The following is a 22,309-nucleotide window of genomic DNA, read 5'->3' as shown; positions in this document are numbered from 1 at the left end:
CATAGCCGATGAAAACTGTATTATTATGTAATAATCCGTGGACATTCACGAGAAAGCAAAAGAAATTAGTTTTGTTTAACTATTATAGATAAATGAGGAGAAAATACATGGAAAAATGGGTAGTAGCTGCAAAGAAGGCGGACTTTAACCTGATAGGCAGACAGGTTCATATGGATCCGGTGATCGCAAGGCTGATCAGAAACAGAGATGTGGTCGGGGAAGAGAAAATAAAAGAATATCTGTTAGGGACAATAGATACGATTCCATCTCCCTGGTTAATGAAAGATATGAAAAAAGCAGTAGACATACTGGAGAAAAAAATACAGCAGCAGGCGAAAATCCGGATTATCGGAGACTATGATATTGATGGTGTAACTTCTACATACATTTTATTGAAAGGCTTGACAAGAATCGGAGCAAATGTAGATACTTATATTCCTGACAGAGTTGCAGACGGATATGGGATCCATGAGCATCTGATAGACAGAGCTGAGTCGGATAAAATTGACACTATCGTAACTTGTGATAATGGAATTGCTGCTTGTGCAGAAATTCAGATGGCAAAAGAAAAAGGCATGACAGTGATCGTAACAGATCATCATGAAATTCCTTACAGAGAGGAAAACGGAGAACGCCGGGTAATATTGCCGCCTGCGGATGCGATTCTGAATCCGAAACAATGTGACTGTTTGTATCCGAATAAAAATCTATGTGGTGCAGTGGTAGCTTTTAAATACATCACAGCTCTTTATGAACGATTTGATATCCAAAAGAAAGAACTGGAAGATTACTATGAGCTGGTTGCAATTGCAACAGTGGGTGATGTCATGGATCTTCAGGGAGAAAACCGTATTCTGGTAAAAGAAGGCCTCAGACGTCTCCCAAATACAAAAAATAAAGGTTTGCAGGAACTGATTCGTGCCAATAATCTGGAGGACTCAAAGATTACAGCCTATCACATTGGATTTGTGTTAGGACCTTGCATCAATGCCAGTGGAAGACTGGACACAGCAGCACGTTCGCTTGCGCTTTTGAATGCGTCGACAAAAGAAGAAGCAGCAAAACTTGCGGGGGATTTAACAGCGCTTAATCAGAGTAGAAAAGCACTTACTGAAAAAGGAAAGGAAGAAGCAATCCAGCTTATAGAAACAACAGAACTGAAAAATGACAGGGTGCTGGTGGTGTATCTTCCGGAATGCCATGAGAGCCTTGCGGGAATTATTGCAGGAAGACTCAGGGAGAAATATCACAAACCCGCATTTGTGCTGACAAGAGGAGAAAAATGTGCAAAAGGCAGTGGAAGATCCATAGAAAGCTATTCCATGTATGATGAACTGGTAAAATGTGCAGATCTGATGGTTCAGTTTGGTGGGCATCCGATGGCGGCAGGACTTTCGATAGAGGAAGAGAATATAGAGAAATTCAGAGAACAGCTGAACCAAAATTGTACATTGACCGAAGAAGATCTAAGGCCTAAGATAGTAATTGATGTGGCAATGCCGATTTCCTATATTACAAAAGAACTGGTAGAACAGATTTCTCTGTTAGAACCTTTTGGAAAGGGAAATGTAAAGCCAATTTTTGCGCAAAAAGGATTAAGAGTGCTTGACAGCAACATTATTGGAAAAAATAAAAATGTGGTAAAGTTAAAACTTCTTGACCCTCAGGGCGCCATAATAGAAGGAATTTATTTTGGAGAAGCAGATGATTTTATGAATTTTATACGAGAAAAGGACAGTATTTCTGTTACTTATTATCCGGAAATTAACAGGTTCAGAGGCCGGGAAAGTCTCCAGATCATTATTCAGAATTATTGTTAAGTATAAGAGTAACGATTGATTCTAAAATAAAAAGGTGATATACTATAAAATATTTATGAGTTAATCTATTACTTGACTAAATAGAACAAGTCTCTGTTTTTTCAGCAAAATTGGGGAAATTATTGAAGATTTGTATTAAATATGCCGGAGGAGAGATAAAATGAAGAAAATTGAAGAATACGTAAGAAGTATACCGGATTTTCCAGAACCGGGGATTATTTTCAGAGATATTACAAGTGTTCTGCAGGACGCAGATGGTCTGCAGCTGGCAATCAATTCTATGCAGGACTGCCTGAAAGATTTAGACGTAGATGTGATCGCGGGTACAGAATCCAGAGGATTTATCTTTGGCGTGCCGATTGCGTATAATCTTCATAAACCATTTGTACCGATTCGTAAGAAAGGGAAACTTCCATGCGAAACAGTATCTGCAAGCTATGAACTGGAGTATGGCAGTGCAGAAATCGAGATGCACAAAGATTCCATCAAACCTGGTCAGAAAGTAGTAATCATTGATGACCTGATCGCAACCGGCGGTACTATCGAAGCAGCCATTAAACTTGTAGAACAGCTTGGCGGAGAAGTGGTCAAAGTTGTATTTCTGATGGAACTTGCAGGATTAAAAGGACGTGAAAGACTGAAAGGATATGATGTAGCATCCGTGATTTGTTATGACGGTAAATAAGCACGACTGATCGTGCAGGACAGGCAGGTGGGAGTATATGGCAGAGATGACGAAAGGTACAGAAGCAAAAAAAGATGAGATGCAGGTTGAAAAAGAAAAACTGGAATCTGTAAAAAGAGCAGATGCAGCGGTAAAAACCATGCATGATTTTACAAGTCCGGAGGTGCTTTACAAAGAACTGATAAACAGTGTCTTAAAGTATCATCCGTCCACAGACATTTCTATGATAGAGAAAGCATATAAGGTTGCGAGTGAGGCGCATGAGGGACAGAAGAGGAAGTCCGGTGAACCATATATCATCCATCCTTTGTGTGTGGCAATCATTCTGGCAGATCTGGAGCTGGATAAAGAGACAATCGTGGCAGGTCTTCTTCATGACGCGGTCGAGGATACCTGGATGACTTATGAAGAAGTTGAGAAGGAATTTGGTTCAGAAGTTGCACTTCTTGTAGATGGTGTTACCAAGCTGGGACAGCTGTCTTATTCGGCGGACAAAGTGGAAGTTCAGGCAGAGAATCTAAGAAAGATGTTCCTTGCTATGGCAAAGGATATCCGAGTCATTCTGATCAAACTTGCTGACCGCCTTCATAATATGCGTACTCTGCAGTATATGCGCCCTGAGAAACAGCAGGAAAAAGCAAGAGAGACGATGGATATTTATGCTCCTATTGCCATGCGTCTCGGTATTTCCAAGATAAAAGTAGAACTGGACGATTTGTCACTGAAATATCTGAAACCAGATGTTTATTATGATCTGGTAGAGAAGATTGCTTTGCGCAAGAGTGAGAGGGAACAGTTTGTAGGTGCAATCGTAAAAGAAGTCAAGAAACACATGGAAGATGCCAGTATTAAATCACAGGTAGACGGACGTGTGAAACATTTCTTCAGCATCTACAAGAAGATGGTAAATCAGGATAAGACGATCGACCAGATTTATGATCTGTTTGCAGTCCGTATTCTGGTAGATACAGTAAAAGACTGTTATGCTGCCCTTGGCGTGATTCATGAGATGTACAAACCGATTCCGGGAAGATTTAAGGATTATATTGCCATGCCAAAACCCAATATGTATCAGTCACTGCATACGACTCTGATTGGTCCAAATGGACAGCCGTTTGAGATACAGATTCGTACTTATGAGATGCACAGAACTGCTGAGTATGGTATCGCGGCACACTGGAAATATAAGGAATCTTCTGACGGCAAAGCACCTGTAGGAAAGAGTGAAGAAGAGAAGCTTAACTGGTTGCGTCAGATCTTGGAATGGCAGAGAGATATGTCTGACAACAAAGAGTTTATGAGTCTTCTGAAAAATGACCTTGACCTTTTTGCAGACAGTGTTTACTGCTTTACTCCACAGGGAGATGTCAAGACACTTCCAAGTGGTTCGACACCGGTTGACTTTGCTTACAGTGTCCACAGCGCAGTTGGAAATAAGATGGTAGGTGCGCGTGTAAACGGAAAGCTTGTTCCTATTGAATACGAGATCAAGAATGGTGACCGTATTGAGATCATTACTTCACAGAATTCTCAGGGACCGAGCCGTGACTGGCTGAAACTGGTTAAGAGTACACAGGCGAAAAACAAAATTAACCAGTGGTTTAAGAAAGAATTAAAAGAAGATAACATCCTTAAGGGTAAGGAAATGCTTGCGCAGTATGCCCGTGCAAAGGGATTTAAGATTGTAAATTATAATAAGCCTCAGTATCTGGAGGCTGTTATGCATAAATATGGATTCCGCGACTGGGATTCCGTACTTGCTGCGATTGGTCATGGCGGACTAAAAGAAGGTCAGGTATTTAATAAGCTGGTAGAAGCCTATGACAAGGAGAATAAGAAGTCTCTGACAGATGAGCAGGTTCTGGAAGCTGCATCGGAAACACAGGAGAAGCTTCATATTGCGAAGAGCAAGAGCGGTATTGTGGTAAAAGGTATTCATGATGTGGCGGTTCGTTTTTCAAAATGTTGTAATCCGATCCCGGGTGATGAGATCGTAGGTTTTGTCACAAGAGGACGTGGAATTACAATTCACCGTACAGACTGTATCAATGTGCTGAATATGTCAGAACTTGACCGAAGCCGGTTGATCGAGGCAGAATGGCAGCAGCCTGACAATAAGGAAAAAGAGAAGTACATGGCTGAGATTCAGGTATATGCGAATAACCGTACAGGACTTCTTGTTGATCTTTCTAAGATATTTACAGAACGTAAGATTGACCTTAGAAGTATTAACAGCCGTACAAGCAAGCAGGAGAAAGCAACCATTTCCATGAGCTTTGAAATCGGAAGCAAGGAGGAACTGCGTTCTCTGATAGAGAAAATCCGTCAGGTAGAAAGTGTCATTGATGTTGAGAGAACGACCGGCTGATCACAGAAAACCGATGGATAGAAAGGGATAACATGAAGAACTTAGAGTTACAGAAATGTATATTAGGACCTGTATATACAAACTGCTATTTCCTTAAAAATAAAGAAACCGGAGAGCTGATCATTATAGATCCGGCAGACTGTCCGGAGAAGATTGAGCTGAAAGTTTCTCAGATGAATGGAAAACCGGTGGCAATTCTGCTTACACATGGACATTTTGACCATATCATGGCAGCTCAGGCAGTGAAAGAGAAATACAATATTCCGATTTATGCCTGTCGTCAGGAAGAAGAGATGCTTCGGGAACCGGAGATTAATATGACAGCACATTGTGGAAGAGATTGTTCCATTGCGCCGGATGTTTTTCTTGAAGATCTGGACGTGGTTAAGATTGCTGGTTTTTCTGTTCAGATGATTCATACACCGGGACATACCAAGGGAAGCTGCTGTTATTATCTGAAAGATGAGGCGGTATTGTTTAGTGGCGATACTGTTTTTTATGGTTCGGTGGGAAGAACAGATTTTCCGGGAGGAAGTACAGCACAGATCGTGCAGAGTCTGCATAAACTGGTAGATTCTCTTCCGGAAGAAACAGAAGTTTTTCCAGGACATGATGTATCTACAAGCATTGGCTATGAAAAGAGGTATAATCCATTTGTATAAGATAGGCATTCTGTTTGAGAACAGAGAATTTGAACATGATGTTTATGAATTGATTAAAGCATTTTATCCCGAGGCGGAGATACATACTCTTTATGAAGATGATGAAGCAGAGTATGACCTCCGCTTCTGCGTGGAACGGGATAATGAAAATTATTTCATAAAATATGATAGAAAAGAAAATCCGGAAATTAAAGAAACGGAAATAAAAGGTGTAGCTTCTGCGGAAGTGATCACGGATAGTGCAGTGAAAGATCCTCATGCACTGAGAAAAGAGAATAAGGATTCTATTAAGTATGCATTGTACCAGCTTCTGGTGAAATTAACGGGCAGAACACTTCCATGGGGAAATCTGACCGGAATTCGTCCGGCTAAACTGGCAATGGGAATGATCGAATCCGGTATGAAGAACACAGAAGCTGCACAGGAGATGAGAGAAAAATATCTGGTAAGTCCGCAGAAAACAGCCCTTGCCATTACGATTGCCAACAGGGAAAGAGAAATTCTCAAAGATATTGATTATGAGAATGGATACAGCCTTTATATCGGAATCCCGTTCTGTCCGAGTATCTGTCTGTATTGTTCTTTCAGTTCGTATCCGCTGAAAGTGTGGGAGAAAAGATCAGATGAGTACGTAGAAGCCCTTTGCAAAGAAGTAAGAGAAACGGCTCTTATGATGAAGGGCAGAAAACTGGATACCATTTATATAGGAGGTGGTACTCCGACCACATTACTTCCGCATCAGATCCGGAAACTTCTGGATACTGTTGGAGAAGCTTTTGGTTACGAGGGGCTGGCTGAATTTACTGTAGAAGCCGGCAGACCAGATAGTATCACACGAGAGAAACTGATGGCAATTCGGGAATATCCGGTGACCAGAATTTCTGTAAATCCGCAGACAATGAATCCGGAGACCTTGGAGATTATCGGGCGTAAACATACAGTAGACCAGACAAAGGAAGCCTTTCATCTGGCAAGAGAACTGGGATTTGATAACATTAATATGGATCTGATCGTAGGTCTTCCTGGAGAGGACATTCATATGGTAGAACGTACTCTTGAACAGATCCGTGAACTGGATCCGGACAGCATGACGGTACATTCTCTGGCAGTTAAGCGTGCAGCACGGTTAAATATTTTCAAAGAAAAATATCAGGAAATGTCTTTTGAGAACAATCAGGAGATCATGGATCTCACGATGAAAACAGCATATGAGATGGAAATGGGCCCTTATTATCTGTACAGACAGAAGAATATGAAGGGAAATTTTGAAAATGTTGGCTATGCAAAGGTTGACAAAGCTGGAATTTACAATATACTGATTATGGAGGAAAAACAGCCGATCATTGCACTGGGTGCAGGTGGTTCTTCCAAGCTGGTCTTTGACCATGGCAAAAGGATCGAACGTGTGGAGAATGTAAAGGATGTTTCCAATTATATTTCACGCATTGATGAGATGATTGAGAGAAAACGGACAGCAATAGCTACCTGGCTGTAGGATGTGGAGGTAACACTTTGAATACAGTACAAAAGACAGCAGTGGGTTCGCAGGAGAGGATTCTGGAGTTTGACCTTGCTTCTGAACTGCATCATGGGATGATGGTAAGTAATCTTGCTTATGCACTTGCGGAAGAGATGGGATTGCCGCATGAACAGTGCTATGAACTTGCGATTGCGGGAATGCTCCATGATATAGGAAAGCTGAAGCTGACAAGTTATATCAACGGACAGGAACAGGATCCTCTTGTGATTGAGGAACTGAAGTATGTCCGTATGCATTCAACATTGGGATATGAGGAACTGAAAGGACAGGGATATTCGGACTTTGTATTGGAGAGTATCCTGTACCATCATGAGAATTATGATGGCAGCGGATATCCGGCCAATAAGGCAGGGGAGGACATTCCGATAGGTGCCCGGATTCTCAGAGTCTGCGATGTATATGCGGCATTGATTTCAGACAGACCGTACAGAAAAGCCTTTGACATTTCTGCGGTTATGGAACTGATGATCGATGAGGTCAAGAATTTTGATATGCAGGTTTTTCTGGCATTTCAGAGAGTGGTTCATAATGGAGACGGACAGAGTTTCCGAAAATGAAACAGGGCTGATATATTACTGAGGAGATAAAGAAGGAATCAGTAATGTTGAATACGATAAAAGAGGAGGACAACATGGCATTAAAGAAGAAACCGGTAACCGGTATGAAAGACATTTTACCAAAAGAGATGGAGATTCGTAACTATGTGATGAACATGATTCGTGAGACATACGGAACTTTTGGATTTTCATCTATAGAGACACCATGTGTAGAACACATTGAGAATCTTTCCAGTAAACAGGGCGGAGAGAATGAAAAACTGATTTTCAAGATCCTGAAACGTGGAGAAAAACTAAAACTTACAGAAGCTGAGGCAGAGAGTGATCTGGTTGATTCCGGACTTCGCTATGACCTGACTGTACCGCTTTCCAGATACTATTCAAACAATGCAAACGAGCTTCCGGCTCCGTTTAAGGCACTTCAGATGGGAAATGTATGGAGAGCAGACAGACCGCAGAGAGGACGTTTCCGTCAGTTTATGCAGTGTGATATCGATATTCTGGGGGAGCCTACTTACCTGGCTGAGATTGAACTGGTTCTGGCTACTACAACTTTGCTTGGAAAGCTGGATTTCCACAACTTTACCATCCGTATCAATGACAGAAAGATTTTAAAGGCAATGGCCCAGTACAGTGGATTCCCGCAGGAGAGCTTTGACACAGTATTTATCATTTTGGACAAGATGGATAAGATTGGTATTGAAGGTGTTGCAGAAGAACTGGAGAAAGAAGGATTTGCCAAAGAAAGTATTGACACTTATCTTGGACTTTTCAAAGAAATCACTTCTGATATCGAAGGTGTTCGCTACTGTAAAGAGAAATTAAAAGATGTTCTGGATTCAAAGGTAGCTGAGGACCTTGAAACAATCATTTCTACTGTAGATTCTGTCAAGACAGCAGATTTTAAGATGTCTTTCGATCCGACTTTGGTACGTGGAATGTCTTATTATACAGGACCGATTTTTGAAATCTCTATGGATGAGTTTGGCGGCAGCGTAGGCGGCGGTGGACGCTATGATGAGATGATCGGTAAATTTACAGGAAACAATACATCTGCCTGCGGATTTTCAATTGGATTCGAGAGAATCGTAATGCTTCTTCTTGAGAGAAATTATGAAATCCCGACAAAGAATGGTAAGAAAGCATATCTTATCGAGAAGAATATGCCGGCAGACAAGATGCTGACGATTCTGAAACAGGCTCAGGAAGAGCGTAATGTCGGAACACAGATCAATATTTCTATTATGAAGAAGAATAAGAAATTCCAGAAAGATCAGATGACAGCAGAGGGCTATACAGAGTTTGTAGAATTCTTTAAAGACAGAATGTAATAATTCGTAACTGTTCAGCAACATTGCGGGATAGCAGACTGCTGGATAGTTACAACAATTCTTATAATATAGAAAGCATGAAAAGAGGAAAGAAACATGGCTGAAAGTATGCAGGGACTGCACAGAACATGCCGATGTGCAGAAGTAACAAAGGAAATGATCGGCAAAGAAGTTGTCCTTATGGGATGGGTTCAGAAAGCCCGCGATAAAGGCGGAATTATTTTCGTAGATTTAAGAGACCGTTCCGGTATCATGCAGCTGATTTTTGAAAATGGCAGCATTGATGAAGAAGGTTTTGCAAAAGCAGGTAAACTGAGAAGTGAATTCGTAATCGCTGTTACCGGTGTGGTAGAAGAAAGAGGCGGCGCTGTTAATAAGAATCTTGCAACAGGTGAAATTGAGCTTCGCGTAAAATCCCTTCGTGTTCTGTCTGAAGCAGAGGTACCTCCGTTCCCAATTGAAGAGAACAGCAAGACAAAAGATGAAATCCGTCTGAAATATCGTTATCTTGACTTAAGAAGACCTGACCTTCAGAAGAACATTATGCTTAAGAGCAAAGTCATGATGCTTACAAGACAGTTCTTCGCAAAAGAAGGATTCCTTGAAATTGAAACTCCGATGCTTGGTAAGAGTACACCGGAAGGTGCAAGAGATTATCTGGTACCGTCTCGTGTTCATCCGGGACATTTCTATGGTCTGCCACAGTCTCCGCAGCTGTACAAACAGCTTCTGATGTGCTCTGGTTATGACCGTTATATCCAGATTGCAAGATGTTTCCGTGACGAAGACCTTCGTGCGGACAGACAGCCGGAATTTACTCAGATCGATATGGAACTCTCTTTTGTAGATGTTGATGACGTAATCGATGTAAATGAGAGATTCCTTGCTTATCTGTTCAAGGAAGTACTTGATATTGATGTAAAACTTCCAATCCAGCGTATCACATGGCAGGAAGCTATGGACAGATTTGGTTCTGATAAACCGGATATGCGTTTCGGAATGGAACTTCATGATGTAAGTGATGTAGTTAAAAACTGTGGATTCAGCGTGTTTACTTCTGCGTTGGAAAATGGCGGCAGTGTTCGTGGTATCAATGCAGAAGGACAGGGCGCTATGCCACGTAAGAAAATTGACAAACTGGTTGAGTTTGCTAAAGGTTACGGTGCAAAAGGCCTTGCATACATTGCAATCGCTGAAGATGGCACAAGAAAATCTTCTTTTGCTAAATTCATGACAGATGAAGAAATGGATGCTCTGGTAACAGCTATGGATGGTAAAGCAGGAGACTTACTTCTGTTTGCAGCAGATAAGAAGAAACTGGTTTATGATGTACTTGGCGCACTTCGTCTGGAACTTGCAAAGCAGATGGATCTTCTTGATAAGAATGAGTATCGTTTCGTATGGGTAACAGAGTTCCCGCTTCTTGAATGGAGTGAAGAAGAGAATCGTTTCACAGCAATGCATCATCCATTTACCATGCTTATGGAAGAGGACCTTCCACTTCTGGATACAGATCCTGGAAAAGTTCGTGCAAAAGCATATGATATCGTATTAAACGGTAATGAAATTGGTGGAGGAAGTGTCAGAATCCATCAGGATGATATTCAGGAGAGAATGTTTGAAGCACTTGGATTCACAAAAGAAGCTGCTCACGAGCAGTTCGGATTCCTTCTGGACGCATTCAAATATGGAGTTCCGCCTCACGCCGGACTGGCATACGGACTTGACCGTCTGGTAATGCTTATGGCGAAAGTTGACAGCATCCGTGACGTAATCGCATTCCCGAAAGTTAAAGATGCTTCCTGTCTGATGACTCAGTCTCCGAGCCGCGTAAGCGAGGAGCAGTTAAAAGAACTGGAACTGGAAGTAAGACCGGAGGAAGTAACTGAATAAGGATGGAGCTTACAATTCAGACGTTTTTGATTGTATGCCCGTTGGTATTCCTTGCAGGATTAGTTGATTCTATCGCAGGCGGGGGTGGTTTGATCTCCCTGCCTGCGTATCTGCTTGCAGGGGTTCCGATGCACAATGCGATAGCAACGAATAAATTATCCTCGGCAACTGGGACAGCGATTTCAACAGCACGTTTATGTAAGAATAAATTTGTGGACTGGGGAGTTGCACTGCCATGTATTTCCATGGCTCTTGTCGGTTCTTTTGCAGGCGCTCATATTGCGCTTCTTGCCAGTGATAAGATATTAAAATGGATGCTGATTCCGGTACTTCCTATTGTTGCGTTTTATGTAATGAAGAAGAAAAATCTGGATGATAACAGCAATGTAGAGATTTCCAGAAAGAAACAGTGGATTTTGTGTGCGGTGTGTTCTCTGGCTGTTGGCTGCTACGATGGCTTTTATGGGCCGGGAACTGGTACGTTTCTGCTTATTTTATATACAGGAGTAGCAAAACTTCCCGTAGCGAAAGCTTCCGGAACTATGAAACTTGCAAATCTTTCTTCTAATATAATGGCATTAGTTGTTTTTTTATTTAGTGGAAAGATTGTCATATATCTTGGACTTGCAGCTTCTGTTTTTTCCATTGCAGGGCATTATGTAGGATCTGGAATGGTAATGAAAAATGGAAATAAAATCGTAAGACCGATTATTCTGATAGTTCTGGTTTTACTGTTTATCAAAATTATAACGGGGATGTAAAAAGAATAAGACAAAGATTAAAAAGACCACCATATCATAGAATGATTCAGAAAAGGAATATTTCTGTGATATGATGGCCTTTTTAGTTATTTGGTGTAGAGCCACGTAGCGAAAGCGGATTGCGAATATCCGATTGACTAATCGTTAATTGGAACTGCTTTCAGTAGAAGTATTATCATCTGTCTGCTTATCTGTATCGGCAGAAATATTTTCATCCTCAGAATCAGAAGTCTCGAGAGGAGAATCTGTCAAAGTACCGAAAATAGCATTTCCCAAAGTATTTCCCTCATCCTGAAGTTTCCAGGATACCCCATCATTGATTAGAACAAAATCTACATCGTTGACGGTAGTAACGGTATTATCATTGATGCTGTTCAGAAGAATTTCGAAAGATTTTTCGTATCGTTTCTGAGAGCCATCGATAACTGCTTCAGCAGAAGCCAGATATTTATCAAGCTTTTCCTGATAATCAGCCAGGATCGAATCACTGTCAAAGGTTGTAATTTCAGTTGTAACAGTGGCATTGTATCCATTTTCACTGCTGGATTTAATGACATAATTAAAATTTTTATGAATCTGTTCGGCAAGTGCTGAGGCAATGGAATTTTTTGCAGTATCGGATGTATTCATGATATTTACTACACCCAGATAAGATGTCATTTCTTTCAGATTCAGTTTCTGTAGAGTGTCAAGATAGACAGTCAGGGTATCTTCCGGTGAAAGAATATCCGGATCAGCCAGATTGGCTATGAGACCGCCGACGAGCTCATCTTCAAGGGAACTTGTACGCTGAATCTCCCATTTTTCTTTTTTATCACTGCCGGTATTAATAAGCTGAATGGAACAGTCTGTTTCAGTTGAATCATATTTGTTCGTATCCAAAAGATGATTCAGAATCAGATAATGTGCCTCAAGTGATTTGGAAGAATCTTTGATATTTCCAGTCTGGGCCTGTGCAGCTTCTGTGATTTCGGTCCGAAGCAGTTCTGCTGCGAAATCTCTGGCAAGAGGCTTGGCATCGATTGTAGTAAGTTTCACAGAAGCAGTGGCTGAATTATTTGCCGTGTCGACGCTGATATCCAGAATTTTGTAATCAAATTTCTGGAAAAAGAGAGAAAATACTTCATTGATTTCATCGGATAATGCAGTGTTTTCTGTAGCATCGGGGAACAGCTCTTTATACGGTATATATTTTTGAGTTGTTTCTGAATTAAGATTCTTTAACTGATCCAACTCATTTCTGACAACATTTTTTACATTTGACCCGCTTTTATGTGAACAGCCGCTGTTCATAAATACAGCGAAAAAAACAAATAAAATATAAAGCAAAGGAGCCAGACGTTTCTTTGTGTTCATGCGTATTCTTTCCTTTCACAATACTTTCTGAGTATTTTACCAGATTTTGCGGTGACTGTCAAAAAAACGAAAAACATGAACGAATTTCATAAAATAAACGTGAAAAAATTGTGAAAAATGACATCATTTAGATGCAAAGCTTTTTTTTTAAGATAGAATCTGATATGATAGGGAAGTGAAAGTTACAGGAAAACGTAACTATATAAATACGAAGTAAAAAAATAGTAGTGTATAATAGATGTCGACATCAAAAATGCGATAATATCAAGGAGGCAACTATGAAAAAACGTATTATCATCGTTTTGGGAATCCTGATTGCTGCGGGTGGTATTGGAAGTGGCGTATGGTATCATTTTAATGGAAGTGGTCAGAGTGGCTCCGGGGATACAGTAGTTTATGTATCTAAAGTGAGTGTGATCACAGGAGCTGAAACAGCTGCGACCAACCGCTTTGCAGGTGTAGTGGAACCACAGGAAACTGTAAACGTTAAGATAGAAAGCGGACGTAAAGTAAAAGAGGTTCAGGTAAAGACCGGTGAAGAGGTAAAAAAAGGTCAGCTTCTTTTTGAATATGATCTTAGCAGTATCGAGGATGACTTAAAGCAGGCACAGCTTGATCTGGATAGATTAAAGAATGAGCAGATCAGCCTGACAGAACAGATTTCTACTTTGGAAGCTGAGAAGAAAAAGGCAAAAGCGGAAGATCAGCTTTCATACACGATTGAGATTGAAACAAATAAAATGAATCTCAAGAAAAATGAATATAGCCAGAAGAGTAAACAGTCTGAAATTGATAAGCTTCAGAGTGCCACACAGAATACAGAAGTCAGAAGTGAGATTGATGGTGTGATTCAGAAAATTGACACCTCCAAGATGACAAGTGATGACGGAGATTCTGTGGATGACAGTAGCGCAATGGATAGCACCTCATCAAGTGACAGCAGTTCAGACAGCTCTGCATTTATTACAATTCTCAGTACCGGGGCTTATCGGGTAAAGGGAAAAGTTAATGAACAGAATAGAGATTCGATTGTGCCTGGTGAAGCTGTAATTATCAGATCCAGAGTAGATAGCAGTAAGACGTGGAAGGGAACAATGGGATCTATTGATGTTAATAATGGAACATCAGATGATAGCAGCAATGATATGTATTTTGGAATGTCGAGCACAAGTTCTGATGATCAGACGACATCTACTTCATATCCTTTTTATGTTGAACTGGATTCTTCAGAGAATCTGATGCTTGGACAGCATGTATACATAGAGCGTGATATCGGGCAGGATGATCAGAAAGATGGACTGTGGCTCAGTGACTATTATATTCTGGACACAGACACCAATGAGCCGTATGTATGGGCTGCCAATGACAAGAACAGACTGGAGAAGCGTTATGTAACTTTAGGAAAGCATGATGATGATCTGGGCGAATATGAAATTGTTGATGGTCTGACAAAGAAAGACGCGATTGCATTCCCGACAGAAGCTTTGGAAGAAGGGGAGAAAACAGAAGTTGGAGATCTGGCACAGACAATGAGCGGTGGTGCTGACGGAATTACAGATATGGATGATGATTCCTATGGAGCGGATGGATCTGTCAGTGATATGACAGATATGGAATCATCTGCGGATGATTTTACAGAGCCGGATATGGATGAAAGCTCAACAGACACAACAGACAATAGTTCTGATACAGATGATGTAATTGATCCGAATGAAGAACTTGTACCAATCGATGAGGCACCGGGTATGAGCGCAGACGGAGATGTGGAGGGGATTGAATGATACTGGAATTAAAAGGTATTTATAAAGAATATCTGCAGGGTAAAATGAAAGTCCCGGTATTAAAAGACGTAAATTTTTCTATGGAAGAAGGAGAATATGTAGCAATCATGGGTCCTTCCGGTTCCGGAAAAACTACATTGATGAATATTATCGGATGCCTGGATAAACAGACAGAGGGGACTTTCTTTCTGGATGGTCAGGATATTAAAGCATGTTCGGAGAACGCAATGTCAGATATCCGGCTCAATAAAATAGGATTTGTATTTCAGAGTTTTCATCTGCTTCCGAAACAGAGTGCATTGGCAAATGTGGAAATGCCGTTAAATTATGCGAAGGTGCCAAAGAAAGAAAGAAGGGAAAGAGCTCTGAGAGCTCTTGACAGAGTGGGCTTGTCAGACCGAGTTGATTTTAAACCCAATCAGTTATCTGGTGGTCAGATGCAGCGAGTTGCCATTGCGAGAGCTATTGTCAATAACCCAAAGCTTCTTCTGGCAGATGAGCCAACAGGTGCTCTTGACAGTAAGTCCGGGGCACAGGTTATGGAACTTTTCCAGAAACTGAACGATGAAGGTGTATCCGTATTAATGATCACTCATGATGCAGATATCGCAGCACATGCAAAGAGAGTGGTTACGATCAAAGATGGAATCCTTCAGGAAAAGAGGTGATCTTCATGGGTAAAGTAAAGAAAATCCTCGCCGGAGTGTTGGTGGTGGCAGTTGCCGGATGTGGAATCTCCGCCGGTCTGATGCAGCTGCGAAAAAGCAGCCAGAAGACGGTAAATGTCACACCTGTCAGTGGATTATTACAGGAATTCTATACTCCGACCACCACACTTGACGGAACGGTGACATCCAGTGCGACGCAGACAGTAAATGGAGATAAAGATCTGATCATAGATCAGATTTATGTAACAAAAGGTGATACTGTAAATAAAGGTGATCCGTTGATTTCATTTGACACCACTTTGGTGGAGATGGAATTAAATATAGCAAAACTGAAAAAGCAGAAACAGGAACAGGATTTGAATAAGGCTGTAAACCGACTTACCAGCCTCCAAAACGGTGGTCCGATAGAAGAGTCGGATGCCAGTACAGATGCCGATGACCTGAGTACTACGAAGAGAAGCCGTGATACCGGTACAGGCGATGATGATATGACTCCGGATGATACCATGTCATCAGCCGCAGATATGTCAGGCAGTTATCTGGCTGCGGCAATACATCCGCTTCTGTTGTCTGCATTTACGGATGGTGGAGCAGCAGACAATAGTTCAGGTGCTGCTTCAACAGATACTGAAAATACAGCTGACAAAAAGAATCAGAGTGCAGATAACACTTCTGATACAACTGAAACCGACAATACTGCCAATGCTCCGGTGTATACAGATTCTTCTGCAAACGATTTTGGTGACGGCAGTGATGATTCTTTTAATCCGGGAAAAGATGATACCCCGGAGTTATCGCCGACACCAACTCCATCACTGGATGACCATACCACATATTTTGATCCTTATTATCAGAAAGGTGATCCGAATATTACAGACGGTGATGAGCCATTTTATCAGAAGCTGGATGCGAATTCGATTCCATTTACAGGAAGTGGTACAAAGGATGATCCATATGTATATTTGTGCAGCAGTGCAAAAGAAAAGGTAACAGTTATGGGTTCATTCTTTAATAAACTTGCCGGATACAGCGCTGATGGAACAAAAGTTGTGCATCAGGGTGGATACTGGTATCAGCTTGAATTTCACCAGAATGATACCATATCAGATTATGAGGATCGAAAAAGCTCTTGTACAGGATATTATCTGATAAATGGAAGCCTTCTGGAGAAACCGGTATATGAATTTGTGGAGATGGAATTTACTCTGGCAGATGCAGATAAATATGATATACTTCCAGATGATGGAGGTGACACAGACGGAGGAGATGATGCAGAGCCGACAGGACCACCAGTTTCCAGGGAGGATGCGATTAAGTATCAGAAGAGAAAGATCTCAAGTCTGAAACTGGATATTCAGGAAAGTGATATTAAAATATCCCAGCTTGAAAAGAAGGCGAATAAAAAACTTATCAGCGCAAAATTGTCAGGTACGGTTACATACGTTGGAGATGGCGGCAGCGGTGAGACAACCGATGGCAAAGCCTTGCTTAAGGTAAAGAGCAGTGATGGTTTTTATGTAGTAGGTTCTGTCAACGAACTGATGCTGGATGATATCAAAGAGGGAACAATTCTTAACTGTACAAGCTATACAAGTGGTTCATTTGAAGCAGAAGTTATGGATGTTTCTGAATATCCTGTAAGTGGTAACAGCTACTATGGAAGCAGTAATCCTAACGTTTCTTACTATGCATTTACCGCGGTAGTGACAGATAAGACGCTTCAGCTTGAGGATCAGGACTGGGTTACGATTAACTACGAAGCTTCTTCTTCCGAGGGCAGTATGGTCATTCAGAAAGCGTTTGTCAGAAGTGACAGCAGCACGAATTATGTTTATAAAGATGACAATGGAATTCTGAAGAAACAGGAAATTTCTGTGGGAGCAACGGTAGACAGCGGTTATAGTGTAATTGTTAAGGGCGGACTTAGTGAAGATGATTTGATTGCTTTCCCTTATGGAAAAGATGTCAAAGAGGGAGCAAAAACAAGAGAAGTTACCTTAGACCAGATGTATGGATCTTGATAAGAAAGGAGACATTTTATGCTTGAGAATATACGCCTGGCATTTCAGGGAATATGGTCACATATGATGCGATCCTTCCTGACAATGCTTGGTATCATCATTGGTATTGCATCTATCATTGCGATTGTTTCTACGATCAAGGGAACCAGTGAGCAGATTAAAGAGGATCTGATCGGTGCCGGATCCAATACAGTAAATATTTATCTTTATGACGGAGATAATCGGTATGATTCAGAATACGGAAATTCTTCAAAGGCACCGGTTCTGACAGATGATGTCAAAGAAGAAGTACGCGACCTTGATCATGTGGAGAATGCAACTTTTTATTATAACAGCACAAGTGCTTCCATTTATAACAATAACAACAGCCTTGAAGGCGGAAGCGTTTATGGGATTGATGTAAATTATCTGGCTACCTGTGGGTATGTGATTCAGTCAGGCAGAGGCTTTGTAAGTGATGATTACAAAAACTATAACAAAGTTGCCCTGATTGATGACAATGCAGCACAGAATCTGTTTCCGTCACAGAATCCGGTGGGACAGACAGTAGAGATTAATCAGGAACCATATACGATAGTTGGTGTGATTCGTCAGGATGAGAATTATCAGCCAACGATTAACAGTATTGATGAGTATTATACTTATTACCAGTCAATTGTGGGAAGCGTGATGATTCCGGACAGCTGTTGGCCGATATCCTTTAGATTTGATGTGCCGCAGAATGTGATCGTAAAAGCGGACAGTACAGATACGATGAGTTCTGTGGGAAATTCTACGGCAGATGCGTTGAATAATTCCATCACATCGTTGAATACAAACGGTAGTACCACTATGAAATATAAAGCAGAAGATATCATGGAGCAGGTTAAGAGCATGCAGAAACTCAGTGAGAGTACAAATAATCAGCTGATCTGGATTGCAAGTATCTCCCTGCTTGTAGGTGGTATCGGTGTTATGAACATCATGCTGGTTTCCGTTACAGAGCGTACCAAGGAGATCGGTCTGAAAAAGGCAATCGGAGCCCGTAAGAAGACGATTCTTGGACAGTTTCTGACGGAAGCTTCAGTGCTTACCAGCATTGGAGGTATTATCGGTGTAGTAACCGGTATTGGTTTGTCGAAAGTTGTGGGAAAAGTAACCGGATCTCCTACCGCGATCAGTGTACCGTCAATTGTGATTGCAGTACTGTTTTCGACAGTAATCGGTGTGGTATTTGGTTTGCTTCCATCTGTGAAAGCGGCTAATCTGAATCCAATCGATGCACTTAGAAGCGAATAAAGAATAAACAGAAATAGAAAAATAAGAAGAAAACAAAAAGTGGGCACTGAATCTGACGAGAGATTAGATTCAGTGCTCATTTACATGTGTATAAAATCTGATAATGAAAGACTGTGTTTTAGTAGATTTTGACATAGGATAGAACTTAAGACGGTGAAAATGTCAAAAAAAGTGCTTAAATTTTGTACAAAAAGTAAAAAAGGATGGAAGTATGGAGACGGATTGTGCTATAATGGGTTATCTCAAAAAGAAGTATGTATACAGGAGGAGGTTTGTGGATGGTATCATTTACGTATGTTATCAAAGATAAACTTGGAATACATGCAAGGCCTGGTCTGCTTCTTGTGCAGGAAGCTGGCAAGCTCACAAGCGACATTACCATTTTTAAAGGCACAAAGAGTGGTGATGCGAAGCACATGTTCTGTGTTATGAATCTTGCGGCAAAGCAAGGCGACCAGATTATGGTGCAGGTGGAAGGCGACAATGAAGTGGCAGATGCCGAAGTGATGAGGAACTTTTTGGAAGATAATCTGTAATAAGGAGAGTTGGAGTAATGAGAGTATTAGAAGGTAAGTCCGTATTTTCCGGAATCGCAATTGGAAAGATTTCTATTTTGCAGAAGGCAGATACAAGCGTGAAGCGTACAAGGGTAGAAGATCCAGAAGCTGAGATCGCCCGCGTGCAGGAAGCAAAGGAGAAAGCAGTTGCCCAGCTTCAGAAACTGTATGATAAGGCACTTCAGGAAGTTGGAGAGTCAGGTGCAGCTATTTTTGAAGTACATCAGATGATGCTGGACGATGAGGACTATCTTGATTCTATTGACAATATTATCCGCACAGAGAATGTAAATGCAGAGTATGCAGTGGCAACAACAGGTGATAACTTTGCAGATATGTTTGCACAGATGGATGATGACTATATGAAGGCAAGAGCTGCTGACGTAAAAGATATCTCAGATCGTCTGGTACGTGTATTATCTGGACATGACGATGGGGATATGGATGCAGCAGAACCATCTATTATCGTGGCAGAGGATCTGGCTCCAAGTGAGACAGTACAGATGGATAAGAGCAGAGTACTTGCATTTGTTACAAGAAAAGGTTCTTCTAATTCCCATACAGCGATTCTTGCAAGAACAATGAATATTCCGGCACTGATCAACATTGAATATGATGACAGCATGGATGGAAAGATGGCAATCGTGGATGGTAAGTCGGGTTCTCTTATTGTAGAGCCGGATGCAGATACACTTAAGAAATATCAGGATCAGAAAGATGAAGAACTGCATCAGAGAGCAATGCTCAAAGAATTAAAAGGTAAAACAACCGAGACAAAGAGCGGACATAAGATTCATCTTTATGCGAACATCGGAAGCACAGGAGATGTTGCAAGTGTTCTGGCTAATGATGCAGAAGGTATTGGTCTTTTCAGAAGTGAATTTATTTATCTGGAGAAGGAAAACTATCCGACAGAGGAAGAACAGTTCCAGATTTATAAAGCAGTAGCACAGAACATGGCCGGCAAGAAAGTAATCATCCGTACTTTGGATATCGGTGCAGATAAGCAGATTGATTATTTTGATATGGCACATGAAGAGAACCCGGCAATGGGCTATCGTGCGATTCGTATCTGTCTCGACAGACCGGAAGTGTTTAAAACACAGCTTCGTGCGCTCTTCAGAGCAAGTATGTATGGAAACATTTCCATTATGTACCCGATGATTATCTCTGTGACAGAAGTAAAACAGATCAAAGCTATTGTTGCAGAAGTAAAGAAAGAGTTGACAGAGCAGGGTGTACCGTTTAAGGATGACGTAGAGCAGGGTGTGATGATTGAGACACCGGCAGCCGTTATGATTAGTGATCTTCTTGCAAAAGAAGTTGACTTCTTTAGTATTGGTACAAATGATCTGACTCAGTATACACTGGCAATTGACCGTCAGAATGCAAAACTGGATAATATTTATGACTCTCATCATGAAGCAGTAATCCGTATGATCCAGATGGTAATCGACAATGCACATAAAGAAGGTATCTGGGCAGGTATCTGCGGTGAGCTTGGAGCAGATACAAGTATGACAGAGCGTTTCGTACAGATGGGCATTGATGAACTGTCCGTATCTCCGACATTTGTTCTTCAGGTTCGTAAGATTGTAAGAGAAATGGAATAAGTTTAATCCGATTGAGAAGATCTGTGTGGCTATAAGAGAAAAAGATACTCTCTTCACAGAAAACGGGATTGTGAAAAAGCCTGTTTTCTGGAAGGGAGTATCTTTATGTGGGAAAATGATAAGGGATTTATGAGAGATAACTTTGAGAAGTTAAATCAGCTGTTAGAGCAGGAACAGTGTGAATTTACAGGTATTCCTGATGGATTCTTTTAGGTGAACTCCTTGACGATATAAAATTATTCTATGGAGTTTTGTCAGATATTAAGTGACCAGTACACTGGATTTTAAGATAGAAATGGAAAAATTTATATTCTGGATTGAGATACAAAGAAAAATATGCTACACTAAAGACTGAATGATTACGATGAAATGATATCAGAGTCAAAAGGTCTTATCGGGCAAGTAAGAATGACTTTCAGGTCTTTTGCCTCTGATATCATGAAATTATAATAAAGGAGATATGAATATGGGAAAAATTGCCATTGTCACAGACAGTAACAGCGGCATAACACAGGATCAGGCAAGAGAACTTGGTGTCAGCGTGATTCCGATGCCTTTTTATATTAATGAGAAGCTTTATCTTGAAGGAATCACTCTTTCACAGGAAGATTTTTATGAGCGACTTAAGAATGATGAGACTATTTCCACTTCCCAGCCGGGACCGGCAGATGTGTGCGGGCTTTGGAATACACTTCTTGAAGAGTATGATGAAGTAGTGCATATTCCTATGTCAAGCGGTCTGAGTGCATCCTGTGATACAGCTATGGGACTTGCTCAGGAATATGATGGGAGAGTGCAAGTGGTAGACAATCAGAGAATTTCTGTTACACAGAGACAGTCTGTATTGGATGCACTTACCTTAAGAGATGCAGGCAGAAATGCAGCACAGATCAAACAGGTTCTTGAAGAGCAGAAATTTGATTCCAGTATCTATATTACTCTGGAAACATTGAAGTATCTTAAAAAAGGTGGAAGAATTACTCCGGCGGCAGCAGCAATCGGAACAGTTCTGAACTTAAAACCTGTACTCCAGATTCAGGGAGAGAAATTGGATGCATATTCCAAGACAAGAGGCAAGAAGCAGGCAAAGCGTGTCATGCTTAAGGCTATGCAGAATGACTGGGAGAACCGCTTCGCTGAATATGTGAAACGTGGCGAGATGTGTCTGCAGTCTGCTTATACAGGAAACGAAGAAGAAGCTCTGGAATTTAAGAAAGAGATTGCAGAAGCTTTCCCTGGAATTGAGATTGTACAGAATCCGTTATCATTAAGTGTTGCATGCCATATCGGACATGGTGCTATCGCTGTTGCATGTTCAAGAAAAGTGGTAGTGGATTAATCAGAATATGCCGGATACAGGCAGGGACTTTTGTCTGTCTGATTATAAAAATATAGGAACTGTTTGGCACTTTTGCAGA

17 protein-coding genes are annotated in these 22,309 nt (G+C 41.1%); 16 read left to right on the top strand and 1 reads right to left on the bottom strand.

Annotated elements, in window-relative coordinates; all coding sequences use genetic code 11:
• Positions 1-107: 107 nt before the first annotated feature.
• The 9 genes from recJ to WKT11_RS11845 all read left to right on the top strand — a co-directional run bounded on the left by recJ (position 108) and on the right by WKT11_RS11845 (position 11,617).
• Positions 108-1,820, top strand: coding sequence for a single-stranded-DNA-specific exonuclease RecJ (gene recJ, locus WKT11_RS11885; protein ID WP_340284477.1), 1,713 nt, complete (start codon positions 108-110; stop codon positions 1,818-1,820).
• A gap of 160 nt (positions 1,821-1,980) precedes the next feature.
• Positions 1,981-2,505, top strand: a complete 525-nt coding sequence (locus WKT11_RS11880; RefSeq protein ID WP_117844283.1) for an adenine phosphoribosyltransferase — start codon at positions 1,981-1,983, stop codon at positions 2,503-2,505.
• A gap of 37 nt (positions 2,506-2,542) precedes the next feature.
• Positions 2,543-4,873 (top strand): RelA/SpoT family protein, encoded by a 2,331-nt coding sequence (locus WKT11_RS11875; protein ID WP_118137485.1) that lies wholly within the window; start codon positions 2,543-2,545, stop codon positions 4,871-4,873.
• A 32-nt stretch (positions 4,874-4,905) separates the two neighbouring features.
• Positions 4,906-5,535 (top strand): MBL fold metallo-hydrolase, encoded by a 630-nt coding sequence (locus WKT11_RS11870; protein ID WP_117675433.1) that lies wholly within the window; start codon positions 4,906-4,908, stop codon positions 5,533-5,535.
• Positions 5,507-7,030: a coproporphyrinogen dehydrogenase HemZ gene (gene hemZ / locus WKT11_RS11865; protein WP_340284474.1), complete on the top strand. Its 1,524-nt coding sequence runs from the start codon at positions 5,507-5,509 to the stop codon at positions 7,028-7,030. The genes WKT11_RS11870 and hemZ overlap by 29 nt, the downstream gene beginning before the upstream one ends.
• A 17-nt stretch (positions 7,031-7,047) precedes the next feature.
• Positions 7,048-7,632, top strand: coding sequence for an HD-GYP domain-containing protein (locus WKT11_RS11860; protein WP_330489911.1), 585 nt, complete (start codon positions 7,048-7,050; stop codon positions 7,630-7,632).
• Positions 7,633-7,706: 74 nt separating this feature from the next.
• On the top strand, positions 7,707-8,963 hold the full coding sequence (gene hisS, locus WKT11_RS11855; protein ID WP_117675430.1) for a histidine--tRNA ligase: 1,257 nt from the start codon (positions 7,707-7,709) through the stop codon (positions 8,961-8,963).
• A 96-nt stretch (positions 8,964-9,059) separates the two neighbouring features.
• Positions 9,060-10,856, top strand: a complete 1,797-nt coding sequence (gene aspS / locus WKT11_RS11850; protein WP_117675428.1) for an aspartate--tRNA ligase — start codon at positions 9,060-9,062, stop codon at positions 10,854-10,856.
• A 2-nt stretch (positions 10,857-10,858) separates the two neighbouring features.
• Positions 10,859-11,617: a sulfite exporter TauE/SafE family protein gene (locus tag WKT11_RS11845; protein WP_008703716.1), complete on the top strand. Its 759-nt coding sequence runs from the start codon at positions 10,859-10,861 to the stop codon at positions 11,615-11,617.
• A 144-nt stretch (positions 11,618-11,761) separates the two neighbouring features.
• Here WKT11_RS11845 and WKT11_RS11840 read toward each other — a convergent pair whose 3' ends face one another.
• Entirely contained in the window at positions 11,762-12,973 is a 1,212-nt protein-coding gene (locus WKT11_RS11840; protein ID WP_117675426.1) for a hypothetical protein, read from the bottom strand.
• Between the two features lie 278 nt (positions 12,974-13,251).
• Between WKT11_RS11840 and WKT11_RS11835 the strand changes: the two genes are divergently transcribed.
• The 7 genes from WKT11_RS11835 (at position 13,252) to WKT11_RS11805 (ending at position 22,230) form a co-directional block, all read left to right on the top strand.
• On the top strand, positions 13,252-14,754 hold the full coding sequence (locus tag WKT11_RS11835) for an efflux RND transporter periplasmic adaptor subunit (RefSeq protein WP_117675424.1): 1,503 nt from the start codon (positions 13,252-13,254) through the stop codon (positions 14,752-14,754).
• On the top strand, positions 14,751-15,422 hold the full coding sequence (locus WKT11_RS11830) for an ABC transporter ATP-binding protein (protein ID WP_117675422.1): 672 nt from the start codon (positions 14,751-14,753) through the stop codon (positions 15,420-15,422). Before WKT11_RS11835 ends, WKT11_RS11830 begins: the two co-directional genes overlap by 4 nt.
• Before the next feature lie 5 nt (positions 15,423-15,427).
• Positions 15,428-17,443: an efflux RND transporter periplasmic adaptor subunit gene (locus WKT11_RS11825; protein WP_117675420.1), complete on the top strand. Its 2,016-nt coding sequence runs from the start codon at positions 15,428-15,430 to the stop codon at positions 17,441-17,443.
• Positions 17,444-17,461: 18 nt separating this feature from the next.
• Entirely contained in the window at positions 17,462-18,721 is a 1,260-nt protein-coding gene (locus WKT11_RS11820; protein WP_117844290.1) for an ABC transporter permease, read from the top strand.
• 278 nt (positions 18,722-18,999) lie between these two features.
• Complete coding sequence (locus WKT11_RS11815) at positions 19,000-19,257, top strand: HPr family phosphocarrier protein (RefSeq protein WP_117675416.1); 258 nt, start codon at positions 19,000-19,002, stop codon at positions 19,255-19,257.
• Between the two features lie 17 nt (positions 19,258-19,274).
• Positions 19,275-20,891: a phosphoenolpyruvate--protein phosphotransferase gene (gene ptsP / locus WKT11_RS11810; protein ID WP_117675414.1), complete on the top strand. Its 1,617-nt coding sequence runs from the start codon at positions 19,275-19,277 to the stop codon at positions 20,889-20,891.
• A gap of 466 nt (positions 20,892-21,357) precedes the next feature.
• Entirely contained in the window at positions 21,358-22,230 is an 873-nt protein-coding gene (locus WKT11_RS11805) for a DegV family protein (protein ID WP_117675412.1), read from the top strand.
• Positions 22,231-22,309 lie beyond the last annotated feature (79 nt).

It is taken from the genome of Blautia sp. HCN-1074 (genome assembly GCF_037890165.1).
GTDB lineage: Bacteria > Bacillota > Clostridia > Lachnospirales > Lachnospiraceae > Blautia_A.
This window is presented reverse-complemented; position numbering and strand designations above follow the sequence as displayed.

Coding starts and splice junctions, on each gene's coding strand:
- WKT11_RS11825 (WP_117675420.1), top strand. CDS start 15,428: ATGGGTAAAGTAAAGAAAATCCTCGCCGGAGTGTTGGTGGTGGCAGTT.
- WKT11_RS11870 (WP_117675433.1), top strand. CDS start 4,906: ATGAAGAACTTAGAGTTACAGAAATGTATATTAGGACCTGTATATACA.
- WKT11_RS11840 (WP_117675426.1), bottom strand. CDS start 12,973: ATGAACACAAAGAAACGTCTGGCTCCTTTGCTTTATATTTTATTTGTT.
- hisS (WP_117675430.1), top strand. CDS start 7,707: ATGGCATTAAAGAAGAAACCGGTAACCGGTATGAAAGACATTTTACCA.
- WKT11_RS11880 (WP_117844283.1), top strand. CDS start 1,981: ATGAAGAAAATTGAAGAATACGTAAGAAGTATACCGGATTTTCCAGAA.
- ptsP (WP_117675414.1), top strand. CDS start 19,275: ATGAGAGTATTAGAAGGTAAGTCCGTATTTTCCGGAATCGCAATTGGA.
- WKT11_RS11830 (WP_117675422.1), top strand. CDS start 14,751: ATGATACTGGAATTAAAAGGTATTTATAAAGAATATCTGCAGGGTAAA.
- WKT11_RS11845 (WP_008703716.1), top strand. CDS start 10,859: ATGGAGCTTACAATTCAGACGTTTTTGATTGTATGCCCGTTGGTATTC.
- WKT11_RS11875 (WP_118137485.1), top strand. CDS start 2,543: ATGGCAGAGATGACGAAAGGTACAGAAGCAAAAAAAGATGAGATGCAG.
- WKT11_RS11820 (WP_117844290.1), top strand. CDS start 17,462: ATGCTTGAGAATATACGCCTGGCATTTCAGGGAATATGGTCACATATG.
- WKT11_RS11815 (WP_117675416.1), top strand. CDS start 19,000: ATGGTATCATTTACGTATGTTATCAAAGATAAACTTGGAATACATGCA.
- recJ (WP_340284477.1), top strand. CDS start 108: ATGGAAAAATGGGTAGTAGCTGCAAAGAAGGCGGACTTTAACCTGATA.
- WKT11_RS11805 (WP_117675412.1), top strand. CDS start 21,358: ATGGGAAAAATTGCCATTGTCACAGACAGTAACAGCGGCATAACACAG.
- hemZ (WP_340284474.1), top strand. CDS start 5,507: ATGAAAAGAGGTATAATCCATTTGTATAAGATAGGCATTCTGTTTGAG.
- aspS (WP_117675428.1), top strand. CDS start 9,060: ATGGCTGAAAGTATGCAGGGACTGCACAGAACATGCCGATGTGCAGAA.
- WKT11_RS11835 (WP_117675424.1), top strand. CDS start 13,252: ATGAAAAAACGTATTATCATCGTTTTGGGAATCCTGATTGCTGCGGGT.